Origin of the sequence: Dysgonomonas mossii DSM 22836 (assembly GCF_000213575.1) — a bacterium.
GTDB lineage: Bacteria > Bacteroidota > Bacteroidia > Bacteroidales > Dysgonomonadaceae > Dysgonomonas > Dysgonomonas mossii.
Genome location: NZ_GL892005.1, coordinates 640698 through 653904, shown reverse-complemented (window position 1 = coordinate 653904; position 13207 = coordinate 640698). Strand labels below are relative to the sequence as shown.

The 13207-nt window shown below is 37.9% G+C and carries 11 protein-coding genes; 9 read left to right on the top strand and 2 right to left on the bottom strand.

Annotated features, from left to right (window positions below):
• The first annotated feature begins 47 nt into the window (after positions 1-47).
• Genes HMPREF9456_RS06310 through HMPREF9456_RS06295 form a run of 4 tightly spaced genes read left to right on the top strand, consistent with a single transcriptional unit; the run spans position 48 to position 5669 of the window.
• Positions 48-1469 (top strand): GDSL-type esterase/lipase family protein, encoded by a 1422-nt coding sequence (locus tag HMPREF9456_RS06310; RefSeq protein WP_245531004.1) that lies wholly within the window; start codon positions 48-50, stop codon positions 1467-1469.
• Positions 1466-2911 carry a LysM peptidoglycan-binding domain-containing protein gene (locus HMPREF9456_RS06305; protein ID WP_006842652.1) on the top strand — a complete coding sequence of 482 codons (1446 nt, stop codon included), beginning with the start codon at positions 1466-1468 and terminating at the stop codon, positions 2909-2911. Before HMPREF9456_RS06310 ends, HMPREF9456_RS06305 begins: the two co-directional genes overlap by 4 nt.
• Positions 2901-4463 (top strand): MBOAT family O-acyltransferase, encoded by a 1563-nt coding sequence (locus HMPREF9456_RS06300; RefSeq protein WP_006842651.1) that lies wholly within the window; start codon positions 2901-2903, stop codon positions 4461-4463. Before HMPREF9456_RS06305 ends, HMPREF9456_RS06300 begins: the two co-directional genes overlap by 11 nt.
• A 12-nt stretch (positions 4464-4475) precedes the next feature.
• Positions 4476-5669 carry a hypothetical protein gene (locus HMPREF9456_RS06295; protein ID WP_006842650.1) on the top strand — a complete coding sequence of 398 codons (1194 nt, stop codon included), beginning with the start codon at positions 4476-4478 and terminating at the stop codon, positions 5667-5669.
• A 20-nt stretch (positions 5670-5689) separates the two neighbouring features.
• On the opposite strand, the gene HMPREF9456_RS06290 is transcribed toward HMPREF9456_RS06295, so the two are convergent.
• Entirely contained in the window at positions 5690-6442 is a 753-nt protein-coding gene (locus HMPREF9456_RS06290; RefSeq protein ID WP_006842649.1) for an RNA methyltransferase, read from the bottom strand.
• A gap of 44 nt (positions 6443-6486) precedes the next feature.
• Positions 6487-6879, bottom strand: coding sequence for a VOC family protein (locus HMPREF9456_RS06285; RefSeq protein ID WP_006842648.1), 393 nt, complete (start codon positions 6877-6879; stop codon positions 6487-6489).
• 117 nt (positions 6880-6996) lie between these two features.
• On the opposite strand from HMPREF9456_RS06285, the gene tamL reads away from it, so the two are divergent.
• The 5 genes from tamL to HMPREF9456_RS06260 all read left to right on the top strand — a co-directional run bounded on the left by tamL (position 6997) and on the right by HMPREF9456_RS06260 (position 13177).
• Entirely contained in the window at positions 6997-9411 is a 2415-nt protein-coding gene (gene tamL / locus HMPREF9456_RS06280; RefSeq protein WP_006842647.1) for a translocation and assembly module lipoprotein TamL, read from the top strand.
• Between the two features lie 129 nt (positions 9412-9540).
• Entirely contained in the window at positions 9541-10362 is an 822-nt protein-coding gene (locus HMPREF9456_RS06275) for a tetratricopeptide repeat protein (protein WP_006842646.1), read from the top strand.
• 131 nt (positions 10363-10493) lie between these two features.
• Entirely contained in the window at positions 10494-11129 is a 636-nt protein-coding gene (locus HMPREF9456_RS06270; protein WP_006842645.1) for a peroxiredoxin, read from the top strand.
• A gap of 149 nt (positions 11130-11278) precedes the next feature.
• Positions 11279-12463 (top strand): MalY/PatB family protein, encoded by a 1185-nt coding sequence (locus HMPREF9456_RS06265; protein WP_006842644.1) that lies wholly within the window; start codon positions 11279-11281, stop codon positions 12461-12463.
• 105 nt (positions 12464-12568) lie between these two features.
• Positions 12569-13177, top strand: coding sequence for an FKBP-type peptidyl-prolyl cis-trans isomerase (locus HMPREF9456_RS06260; RefSeq protein ID WP_006842643.1), 609 nt, complete (start codon positions 12569-12571; stop codon positions 13175-13177).
• The last annotated feature ends 30 nt before the right edge of the window (positions 13178-13207 follow it).

Here is a 13207-nt window from a genome sequence, read left to right as displayed (position 1 = left end):
TTATAAATATATCGTAGCAACAATAAAAACTTATTAATTTGTTGATTGTGAGTCCATCTAATAATTCTTACTTCGGTAAAGCAATCTTGTTTATTGTTTTATCCGTAGGCTTCTTTTTACTCTGTAAACAGTTGCTTCCCAACCGCTTATTCCCCGAGAATAAAATAACAACCGAAAATATTGTTGTAGACAGCCTAATGCTGAATGCAATCAATGACACAACCGCCATTGACGATTCTCCTCATATAGCCAAGGCTGACAGCACAAATACAACGGACAGCTTAAACATCCAGCCCGAAGAAATCGACGAAGCTATAAACCCTTCGCTCAATGCAGATGGTTATCAAAATCTAAAACGATTTTATGAAAAGCTGCATCAGCTGGAAGCAAATAAGTCAGGCAAAGTAAGAATAGCCTATTTCGGCGATTCAATGAACGACGGTGATTATATTGTACAAGACGTCAGAAGTGAATTCCAGAAAAACTATGGGGGGCACGGAGTCGGTTTCGTTTCTATATCCTCTCTTTCTGCTGCTTCACGTGGGTCTATCTCGCACCAAGTTTCGAAAGAATGGATTGTACAATCTTTTATAAAAGTAAAGAAACCAACCAGACCGTTTGGAATAGATGGTCAAGTATTCTTTGCACGTGGATCAGGCTCTAATTACTGGGTAAAATATAAAGCTCAGGCTCAACCCTACTCAACAGCGTTATATAATCCTATACTTCTATATGGTAGTTCCAATAATGCAAATGCGTCTATTACAATCCGTGCAGACAAAGACTCGGTATCTACCAAAAAGCTTGCTCCTTCACATTTACTCAACACCCTGCCACTCGCATCTTCGAGTGTAAAATCATTGCAGGTTACATTTGCCCATGCCGATTCTATTCCTATTTACGGATTCAGTTTCGACGATGGACAGGGAGTACATGTCGATAATTTCTCTATGCGCGGCAACTCAGGTCTTCCGCTTTCTATACTCAATCCATCGCTAATGAATGCGTTCGACAAAGTTTTAGGGTACGACCTCATTGTTCTTCAATACGGAACTAATGTGTTGGGCTATGGCACACTAAATTATAGTTGGTATGAAAAAAACATGACGACGGTTGTAAACAATCTGCATCAATGTTTCCCCAATGCTGACATACTAATTATCTCCACAGCCGATAAGGCGAGCAAAATAGAACAAGAGATGAAAACAGATCCGGCAGTAGTTCCGTTGGCAAAAGCACAAAGGAACTATGCACGCAAAACAGGATCGGGCTATATAAACCTCTATGAGTTAATGGGTGGTAATGGGTCGATGGTAAAATGGGTTGATGAATATCATTTGGCGAACAAAGACTATACCCACTTTAATGCGTCGGGTTCGAAAAAGATAGCCAAACTGCTTTATGACGAGATTAATAAAGGCTACCTGAAATACAAACAACATAAGACCGAAACAGAGATTAAGAAATGATATTTTCGAAAAAAATACGGACAATCTGTTTATTTACATTATTCTTATTCTACCCTCTTACATTTTTCTATTCTTCAACGAAAGATGCGAGAAGAGTTAAGGACATAAAGAATAATGTTTTTGCGAATCAGGAATTATTAAATCCCATCTTCAATAAGTTATACAACTTGGAGAAAAGCAAAAAAGGAAAGATTAATATTGTCCACATAGGTGACTCTCATATTCAGGCTGATTTTTTCACGAATGCCATAAGAAGCGAACTACAGTCAAAATTCGGAAACGGAGGATATGGCTTTACTTTTCCTTATAGTTTGGTAAGAACAAACGGAACCCGCAACGTAAGATACAGCAGCAATGCCTCTTGGCAGAGCCTTAGGAATGTACTACCGATAGCAGATGTAGGCGTAGGACTTAGCGGAATTGCGTTATATACTTCCTCTAACGACTTTGTATTGCAGCTATATACAGAAGAAGGATATGAATTTACCAACGTTAAAGTAATATATCCGGATAAAGAGTCTCATTACAAAATGAGCATATCAGCCGACCCTCTTGAAGTAACAGGAGCAGCACCAACAAGCTCAACGTCGGGCACAAGCATTAAATATCATAAGGTAAAAAAAGGAGAAACATTGTCTTCCATAAGTCGGAAATACAGAGTAACGGTTACTCAGGTAAAAAAAGCAAACGGAATGAAATCGAATACAATCCGATTGAACCAATCGCTTAAAATACCAACGAAAACTACAGCCAAGCCTGTTCAGGTTAAATCGAAGGAAACCAACTTGGATACGGAGAATCTTAAATTTGTGAATATGTTATCTAAGCCATATTACTCATCGTATACCGGTGACTCAGCCATAAACAGGATCACTCTTGTACCTGATGGTAAAACGGCGATGTATAATCTCAACGGATTTGTAATAGAAAACAATGAGCCGGGAGTTGTATATCATACAATAGGTGTAAACGGCGCTAAAATGACGGATTACATTAAATATCCTCTGTTTTTCAAACAACTACCTATACTCGAACCCGACCTTATCATTCTATCCTTTGGAACAAACGAATCCTTCGGAAAAATGAGCGACTCGGAATATGTCTTCCAGCTGAATGAGTTTATCAACAATATAAAAGCATATTGTAAGAATGCAACTATACTGGTAATGACTCCTCCTCCATCCATGTTTCGAAAAGGCAGGCAAAATACATTCGTTGCCGACTATAGCGTTGCTCTTATGGGGCTCAATTACCTACCGGTATGGGATTTATACTCACGCATGAGTGGTGATTCCGCTATCAGACCGAGAGGTGATTATGCATCGATGATAGCTCGCGACAAAGTACACTACACAACTGGCGGATACGAAGCTCAGGGACAGTTATTTATTTCTGATTTTCTTGACGCTTACAATAATTATAAAAGCAAATATGATAAGTAATATATTTGAAAGTATAAGGGATTTCTACTTACCTGATTTTTTAGAGAAGGTAATCAACGATATAGCACCATATTTTATTTACGACCCGTCGCGACCGCTCCTGTTCAATAGTGCCTTCTTTCTTGGGTTCTTCCTTGTCTTCTATATGGTATATGTAGCCAGTAAGAAACACGACCATTTCAGGAAAGTATACCTGATCGCTTTTTCTCTTTACTTCTACTATCTGGCAGGGGGAAATACGATGGATATAAATCTTTTCGGATTTCATTTTCCGCTCAACTATTTTGTACTACTGGTTATCTGCGCTGTAGCAACACACTGGCTAGCTGTAAAAATGCATGAGTCAGAGAAAACGGGAATACGAAAATTCTTATTAACGATCATTATTGTCGGTAACTTATTGATGTTAGCATACTTTAAGTATACGAATTTCCTTATCGATAATATCAATGCAATTTTCAATGGAAACTTTGCATTACATAATATTATATTACCAATCGGTATATCATTCTTTGTATTCGAAGCGATAAGCTATGCTGTGGATTTGTATCGCAAGCAAATGAAACCCGCCGATTCCCTTTTGGATTTTTGTTTTTATATAACCTTTTTCCCAAAACTGGTAGCAGGTCCTATTATACGAGCAAAAGATTTTCTGCCGCAGATGAAGAATAAATTGCATCTGACTAAAGAAGACGCAAGTGCAGCTATTTTTCTTATACTTATCGGTTTGATAAAAAAGGCGATTATCTCAGATTATATCTCTACCAACTTTGTTGACCGTGTGTTCGATTCACCGATGAGCTATACTGCATTCGAGAACCTTATGGCTGTATATGGATATACGCTGCAAATATATTGTGACTTTTCGGGCTATTCAGATATTGCCATCGGCTTATCATTATTGATGGGATTCACAATACCTCCAAACTTTTTGACGCCATATAAATCCCAATCAGTCACCGAGTTCTGGCGTCGCTGGCATATATCCCTATCCTCTTGGCTGCGAGATTATCTGTATATTTCGATGGGGGGAAACCGTAAAGGAAAGATTCGAACTTATTTCAACTTATTCATGACAATGCTGATAGGAGGATTATGGCATGGCGCATCGTGGAAATTTGTTATTTGGGGCGGATTGCATGGAACAATGCTGGCAATAGAACGATTCTTTAAGCAATTTATAAAAATACCTGACAACCGCTTCACCCGGATAATCTGTATCTTACTAACTTTTCACTTCGTAGCATTTTGTTGGATATTCTTCCGTGCCGGAAGTTTCGAATTGGCTGGAAGCGTTATTTCAAATATTGGTAAACTAACATTTGCGCCAAACGAATGGCTGGTTATTATAGAAGGATACAGAAATGTATTTATCTTACTGATTGTAGGATATATTATGCACTTCTTACCCGAGAAATTGGTTAACAATATAAAAGCGGGCTTCGATTCTATCCCATTATTCGGGAAAGCTGCTTTTGCAGGTCTTATCTTTTGGATGATATTTGCAACAGCCTCCAGCGGACCACAACCATTTATTTATTTTCAATTCTAAAAATATATTTAGTTGAACATCCACTACTTTAATCCCGGACACGAGACAGCAGTCAACAATGCGTCGCCTTACTATACACCTCCGGCAAATATAGCGGCTATGCAAGAAGAATTGTCTTTTCTACCGGCATGGTACGCCGATCGGGAAGATAAAGTTTTGGTTGATCGTAAAGAGGAAATATATTATTCATACTTAACAGAACAATTCTCTGCACTAGCTCAACCAATATCTCAGAACGAGCTGAAACTATATAGATATGCAAATGTATCATTATGGGGAGTATCTCCTCAAGCGATTCGCTACTTCGAAGAACTAAATAAGAAATTAGAAATTAATCTGAATATTCCTGAATGGAGTGACGAATATAAATATCTTAATAGCAGACTAGCAGCAAGAGACTGTCTGTCTGAATTAATAAACTCTATCCCCCTACTCTCTCAAGCAGTCATACCGCAATTCTATACAAACCTGGACGATATAAACAAGGCTGTAGATACTTCGATATATCAATTATTAGCAAAAGCACCTTATTCATCATCGGGCAGGGGACTGCTGTGGCTACCGACAACAGGATTAACCCGTACCGAAAATCAGATATTGCATGGAATTCTAAAAAAACAAGGGAGTGTCTCTATCGAAAGAGTTTTAGATAAACAAATGGATTTTGCCATGGAATTTATGGCAGACGGAAAAGGAAATATTGCCTTTGCTGGCTATTCTCTTTTTTATACCAATGCGAAGGGTGGCTACGAAGCAAATTATATAGGCTCACAAAAAAGCATAATAGAACAATTGTCTGAAAAGATATCGCTAGACCTTCTTGATTCTGTAAAGAACAAACTTATCAACATATTGTCTGAAAAATTTGCAACACTTTACAATGGCTGCATCGGCGTGGATATGCTTATTTATTTAGAAGACAATGAGTATAAATTACATCCTTGCGTTGAAATCAATATGCGATACAATATGGGATTTCTCAGTTGCCGGTTGTATGAAAACTATATAGCTACGCAGTCTTGCGGGAAATTCTATATAGATTTTAATCCTAAAGCAGAAGAGATGTATAACAACCATCTCTTGATGGAGGAAAAACACCCTATCCGAATAGAAAATGGCAAAATAACCTCAGGATACCTTTCGTTATGCCCAATCAACAGAAGCAACAGATATAGAGCTTATGTATTGGTTGAAGAAGGCTTTTAATACCCATCACTATCATACGACTACAAATTTCTCCTTCTGAATTCAGCACAAATAATAGCTGTAGCGATAGCCACATTTAACGACTCTGACGTGGGATTACCTACAGGGTAGTTTGGTATATACAGTTTCTCGGTAATCAATCTTTCTATTTCAGGACGGATTCCATTGCCTTCATTTCCCATAACAATAATTCCGTGAGATGTAATCTTTTTTTCGTACATATTTTCTCCATCGAGAAAAGTACCGTACACAGACAAATGTTTATTCCGAGTCAAAAAATCTGATAAGTCTGTATAATGAATATTAACCCTCGCTAAAGCCCCCATTGTAGCTTGTACCACCTTCGGATTGTAGACATCAACAGTATCTTGCGAGCAAAATATATGATGAATACCATACCAATCAGCCAAGCGTATGATTGTACCCATATTGCCGGGATCTTGAATACCATCCAATGCCAAAACCAGCTCATCATCAATCTTTATATCAGTCACATTTTCTGATTGGTAGAAGACAGCTAACACCTGCTGTGGGTTTTGTAAAAAACTCGCTTGAGCCAACTCTCTGTCATTCACTTCTATTACTTCTTCCACATTCGCCACATCAGCCGATTTCAAGAATTCGGGAGTAGCAACCAGTAACTGACATTTAATGAATGGTAGTAAATCGCTTACCATCTTATGACCTTCAGCGACAAAAGTTCCGAACTCGGTACGATATTTCTTCTCTTTCAAAGAGCGAATATATTTCAGCTTATTTTTGCTTAAACTCATTTATTTATTATCCAAATTTTACTTAACACGATACCTTAATCTAACTAAAACATTACCTCTAACCTATTTCCTTCAGGGTCTAGCGTTTCGAACTCATAATAGCCATCACCTGTTTGCCGAGGACCTCTTAATATCTGATATCCCGCATTCTTTAGTTCCTCAGCTTTCTTATCCACCTCTTCTATAGAATCAACAACAAACGCCAAATGAATAAGTCCTTTATGCTGTGTCCCCACAACATCATTTGCATTATCAGGAATATCCGTTCTATGCATTATCTCTAATTGCCCGCCCGATTCGAAACTTAGAAAGTAACTTCTGAAGCCTGTGGTTTTATTTTCGTACAGTTGATTCGCTTGGGCTCCAAAATGTTTGACATAATAATCCTTTTCTTTTTCCAGGTCGGTAACCCAAATAGCAGCATGGTGAAGTTTCATAAATTATTTTAAAATCAATTTATACTCTTTTTAATAACAAAACTACAAAAAGAAACAATTAAAACCCTAAATTTGTCGTTCAATTGAATAAATAGAGTTTGCTTCAGGTTATTTTCTATGAGACATAAGTTTTTGATTCCCTTCTTTGTAGTAATACTTTTTACGATCTTCATACAGTCGTGTAGTACAACGAAATATATCCCGGACGGAGAATATTTACTTGCTAGCACTACAGTAAAGAGTGACAAGAAGGTCATGTCTACTATGGATATGGAAACCTTTATCAAGCAAAAACCTAACTATAAGACCTTTGCAATATTCAAGCTACCACTTTTCTTATATAATCTATCAGGAAAAGATACGACCAAATGGGTTAATCGTACGTTGCGTAATGCGGGAGATCCTCCTGTGCTATATGATAGTACGATGCTAGAGCAGACAGTAGTCAATCTGGAGCGTATGATGACAAACAAAGGGTATATAGATGCAAGAGTTACCCCCATAGTAGAGCTAAAGAATAAAAAAGCAAAAGTAATTTATGATATAAAAGCGGGTGCACCTTATCGTATAAAGGATTATACTATCAACATCAATGACAGTGTAATAAAAAAAACAATAATTCCTACTCAGCAATACCAGCCATTGATTAGCCTAAGACGAGACAGAGGCAATCTACCAATGAGCATCGATAGTATTTTATCTCGAAACACATTGGTACACAAAAATTCTTTACTGGATTTGGATGTTCTGGATCAGGAAAGAGAGCGGGTATCATCTTTATTCCGTCGAACGGGATACTATGCATTTAATAAAGAGTACGTAGGATTTGATGCAGATACGACACTCGGCAATAATATGGTTAAGCTCGATCTTACAATCGAGCCATTTGCGACACGTGCCGCTGATGGACAAATCACAGAAGTTCCTCACAGACAATACATAGTAGAAGATGTAGTCTTCCTGGTTGACTATAATCCCCTGACGGACCAAAGTGTTAATGAATTTGAACCTACAAGTGTATACGAAGAAGGGAGATATAAAATAAAGTATGGTCCTAGAGAACGTTACATCAGCCCTAGAACGATTTTGGATAATTGTTATATCACGCCGGGAGCATTGTTTAATGAGAATGCAACATCCCTCACATACAGCTCATTGGCTCAGCTTAAGATATTAAAGAACATAAATATCAGTTACTACGAATTTATCGATAATGATTCGACTAAACTGCATTGTGTAATCACCTGTGTTCCGGATAAAAAACAAGGTATTTCTGCCGAGGTGGAAGGCACTAACTCAGGCGGTTATTTTGGTGTGGGAGCCAGTGTAGGATATCTTCACCGAAACGTATTTAAAGGATCAGAGCTATTCAGCGCACGTTTGCGTGGAGCCTACGAAGCTATTACTCCCAGCTTCTCGAGCTTCTCTGACAACTACTTTGAAATCGGAGGAGAAACCTCTCTTACATTCCCAAGCTTTATGTTTCCTCTTTTAAGTAAAGAACAAAAGCGAAGAATACACGCATCTACCCAATTAAATGCGAGCTATTCATTCCAACGGCGGCCGGGATTTTTCACCCGTACTGTATTAGGATCGGGAGTACAATATATATGGCAAGACAGGCGGCAATCGTTAAATCGTCATATATTTGATTTGATAGAGATCAGCTATATTCATCTTCCGTCTATCGACTCAACATTCGAAAGTAAACTTTCTGCGGCAGCCAAACAGTATAGTTTTAAAGACCACTTTATTCTGGGAACAGGATATACTTTTTCACGTACCAATGTAGCAAATGTAAACAGGCGGTCTTATCAACCGATATATTCGTTACGAGCATCGATAGAAACTGCCGGAAACCTGCTTTCTCTGGCAGCTAAAATATTAGGGGCAAAACCAGATTCTTTAGGTTCAAGACAAATATTCGGGACAAACTTCGCTCAATATGTACGGGCAACCATAGACTATAGTAAAGCATACCAAATAGACGAAAAAAACTCACTCGCATGGCATCTTGGCGGAGGGCTAGCCTATCCGTATGGAAACAATCAGCAGATACCTATCCAAAAACGCTTCTTTGCGGGAGGTGCGAACAGTGTGAGAGGGTGGTCGATAAGAGAACTCGGACCGGGATCTTATTATTTTAAAAAATCCGAAGATGGTAATAATAAGGACAACTTTTATTATCATTCGGGAGATATCCGACTCGATGCAAGTGTAGAATATAGAAGTAAGTTATTCTGGATTATAGAAATGGGAGCTTTTATCGATGCAGGAAATATATGGACAGTGAAGAACTATGAAGATCAACCCGATGGAGCTTTCAAATTAAATAAATTCTATAAAGAAGTTGCTGTAGCATGGGGGTTAGGGTTACGCCTTAATTTCGATTTCGTACTTATTCGCTTAGATTGCGGATGGAAAGCTTATGATCCTTCGGGAGATCCCAATATAACCCGATGGCCGATCAAGGAACCTTGGCGCATAGCCAAAAATACGGCTTGGCACATCGCCGTGGGCTATCCTTTCTAATGCTACATTAGCAAATTATAACATCTTAAGACTCCGCCTTATAAGTTTTAATTCTTTTTAGGCAATATGTTTTAAGCAAGCGAGTTAATAAGATGTACTTTTGCAATAAATAAAATTTCTACTTATTTAATGAAAAAAATATACATACTGTTACTACTCCTTACTTCCGTAACCATCGCATGGGCTCAAACATACGAGGATATGGTAAATAGAGCTATGGATTATATAGATATGAAGGATTATGCCGCTGCAGAACAAGCTCTGAAAGCTGCATTGCGTAAAGAACCTGCAAATCCGAACAATATCATGCTGATGGTTAACCTTGGTACAATACAACGAAACCTGGGAGAATACGAAGAGGCTCTTGTATCTTATAATGTAGCGATAGAACGATATCCCGATCGGGCATTCCTGAAACATAGCCGTGCCGCATTGTATTGCGACATGGGACGGTACGACGATGCTATGAAAGACTACAATACGATATTGCTAAACGACCCGAAAGACATAGAGGCTCTTTATCGACGAGGACTATTGCACCTCAATAACAATAATATATTTGCAGCCGAAGAAGATTTTGAAAAGACCTTAAAAGAAGCACCGGATAATCTACAAGCTAAACTGGGGCAGGCTCTGATAATGAAACGAAGAGGTGAATTTAAAGAAGCAGAAGAGCTATACAGCGATTTAATATACAAATACAAAAACAACGCAGAACTGTATTTCAACAGAGCAGAATGCTACTTGCAGTTAAACAAACTGGCTAGGATGAATGAAGATATAAATAAAGCTCTGGAACTAGGCTTCAGCGATCCTATTATTTATCTACTGAGAGGCCAATTAAGATTGGCTCAGTATGACAAACGTTTGGCCAAAGAAGACTTTCTAAAAGCACAGGAAATGGGGGTTAGTCAAACAATTGTAGCCGACTTTCTCAAATTGTGCAAATAACAAAAAGCCCTTCTTTCATCGAACATAACATTTATCAATATTAACATAATTATTATCTATTTGATTTATTAAGATTATGCTTCTATATTTGCAAGTATAACAAATAAACTAATAATTAAAATTAAGTAATTATGTCAGTATTAGTAGGAAAGAAAGCACCCGTATTCAATACAAGTGCTGTAGTGAATGGAAATGAGATAGTAGAAGGATTCTCTTTGGAACAATACAAAGGAAAAAAATATGTATTATTTTTCTTCTACCCTGCGGATTTTACATTTGTATGTCCAACAGAAATTATCGCATTCCAAGAAAAAATTGCAGAATTCGAATCACGTAACGTAGCTGTTGTTGGAGCTTCTACCGACTCTGCTTTCTCTCACTGGAAATGGTTGCAAACAGAACAAAATGATGGAGGTATCAAGGGAGTTAAATATCCATTGGTATCAGACCAATCACTCATGATTTCTACTGCTTATGATGTATTGGCTGGATCATTTGACTACAACGATGAAGGTGAAGATGTATTCAACGGTGCACCTCAGGCTTATCGTGGACTTTTCTTGATCGACAAAGAAGGTGTTGTACGCCATCAAGTAGTAAATGACATGCCACTGGGACGTAGTGTTGAAGAAGCAATACGTGTAATCGATGCGCTTCAATTCACTGAAGAATACGGCGAAGTTTGTCCTGCAAACTGGAAAAAAGGTGATAAAGCTTTAAAAGCAACCCAAGAAGGGATTTCTGATTATTTATCCCATAAACATTAGTTCTGTCTTGTTTATAACGGATATAAGTTTAAGTTAATTTAGTTCATAAAAGCCGTAGTCCTTCTGATTACGGCTTTTTAATACATAAAAGGAATATATTGCCCTTATTTTTCATACTTTTGTACTCGTTATTTTTAATTTAACTCAAAATGAAATATAATTTCGATGAAATTATCAATCGCAAGGGGACCAATGCATTAAAAACAGATGCTCTTGCGGCACGTTATGGTAATGCCGACCTCATCCCCTTATGGGTTGCAGATATGGACTTCAAGTCCCCACCGGCAATAACGGAAGCCATCATCGAACGAGCTCACCACGGCATTTTTGGTTATACTTGTGCATCTCAAGAATATTATAATTCTATCATAAATTGGGTTAACCGCCATCATAACTGGCAAATCCAACAAGAATGGATTACATTTATTCCCGGAATAGTAAAAGGAATAGCCTTCGTTTTAGATTGCTTTACGTCCAAAGATCATCAAATAATAATACAACCGCCCGTATATCACCCTTTTCGTATAATCCCGACTTTGCACCATCGTATTGTTGTAGATAATCCACTAACATTGGAAGCCGGACAATACAAAATGGATTTGGAAGGATTGAAGAATATAATCAATCCGGCTAGTAAAGTACTGATACTTTGCAACCCTCACAATCCGGGAGGAAGAGTCTGGACACGTCAGGAATTAATTGATATAGCTGAAATATGCTACGAGCACAAAATATTGGTTATATCAGATGAGATTCATTCAGATTTGGCATTTGCTCCACACAAGCATATTCCATTTGCCAGTGTGTCAGAGAAAGCTGCGCAAAACAGCATTACATTCATGGCTCCCAGCAAAACATTTAATATAGCGGGTATTGTAAGTTCATATTCAATTATTCCGAATGACGAACTCAGAAAAAAATTCAACAAATATTTAGAAAGCAGCGAGCTTGACGAAGGTCATATATTTGCTTATTTGGCAGCACAAACCGCATACGAGCATTGCGACGAATGGTTGGCACAAGCTAAAGAGTATATGTGGAATAATATCAAGTTTGTAGACGAATACCTAAAAGCCAATATTCCTCAAATAAAAGCAATGACTCCTGAAGCATCATTTCTTGTATGGCTAGACTGTAGAGAACTAAATCTTTCACAGAAGGCTTTAGTTTCTCTATTTGTAGACGATGCCAAATTGGCACTGAACGATGGAGAGATGTTTGGTAAAGGGGGAGAAGGATACATGCGCTTAAATGTGGGTACACCTTTAGCCAACATACAAAAAGCGTTGGATAATCTTAAAAAGGCAGTATACGCAAAACAAATACATGACTAGAATTGTTTCTATTACAATTTTGGGCACGATTATTGTCATACTAGAATAAAGTAAAATAGGTCTTAGGACTTGGTTATTAATCCATATAAACAATTAATAAATAAAATGAAAATTTCAACTAATAAGTTTGTTGCTCTATCTTATGACCTGACAGTTGGTGAAGGTGAGGAACGTGAACTAATGGAAAAGGCTACAGCTGAGACTCCTCTTGAATTTATCTTTGGTACAGACTCTATGCTTCAGGCTTTTGAGAAGAACATCGATGGATTAGCTGAAGGAGATTCTTTCGATTTTACACTCACACCGGAAGAAGCATATGGCGAATACGATGATGATCATGTGGTTGATCTCCCACGAAATATATTCGAACAAGATGGTGTATTGAATGAAGAAGTAATCTTTGAAGGAAATACAGTTCCAATGATGGATACAAACGGAAATCGTTTGAATGGTTCTGTTGTGGAAGTAAAAGAAGATGTTATAAAAATGGACTTCAATCACCCGTTAGCAGGAGAGACATTAAATTTCTCAGGAAAAGTACTAACTGTAAGAGAATCTACACCTGAAGAAATTGCAGCATTGTTTGCACCTCAAGGTGGTGGATGCGGATGCGGTTCAGGATGTGGTTGTGGCGACGGAGAAGAAGATTCTTGCGGATGCGGCAGCGAAAAAGAAACAGCTGGCGGATGCGGTTCAGGATGTGGATGTCACTAATAATTAATTGACATTATATAATATATATAA

What these genes read in the sequence shown, in the direction of transcription:
- HMPREF9456_RS06300 (WP_006842651.1), top strand. Translation starts at nt 2,901, where the DNA reads ATGATAAGTAATATATTTGAAAGTATAAGGGATTTCTACTTACCTGAT.
- tamL (WP_006842647.1), top strand. Translation starts at nt 6,997, where the DNA reads ATGAGACATAAGTTTTTGATTCCCTTCTTTGTAGTAATACTTTTTACG.
- HMPREF9456_RS06270 (WP_006842645.1), top strand. Translation starts at nt 10,494, where the DNA reads ATGTCAGTATTAGTAGGAAAGAAAGCACCCGTATTCAATACAAGTGCT.
- HMPREF9456_RS06260 (WP_006842643.1), top strand. Translation starts at nt 12,569, where the DNA reads ATGAAAATTTCAACTAATAAGTTTGTTGCTCTATCTTATGACCTGACA.
- HMPREF9456_RS06265 (WP_006842644.1), top strand. Translation starts at nt 11,279, where the DNA reads ATGAAATATAATTTCGATGAAATTATCAATCGCAAGGGGACCAATGCA.
- HMPREF9456_RS06285 (WP_006842648.1), bottom strand. Translation starts at nt 6,879, where the DNA reads ATGAAACTTCACCATGCTGCTATTTGGGTTACCGACCTGGAAAAAGAA.
- HMPREF9456_RS06290 (WP_006842649.1), bottom strand. Translation starts at nt 6,442, where the DNA reads ATGAGTTTAAGCAAAAATAAGCTGAAATATATTCGCTCTTTGAAAGAG.
- HMPREF9456_RS06275 (WP_006842646.1), top strand. Translation starts at nt 9,541, where the DNA reads ATGAAAAAAATATACATACTGTTACTACTCCTTACTTCCGTAACCATC.
- HMPREF9456_RS06305 (WP_006842652.1), top strand. Translation starts at nt 1,466, where the DNA reads ATGATATTTTCGAAAAAAATACGGACAATCTGTTTATTTACATTATTC.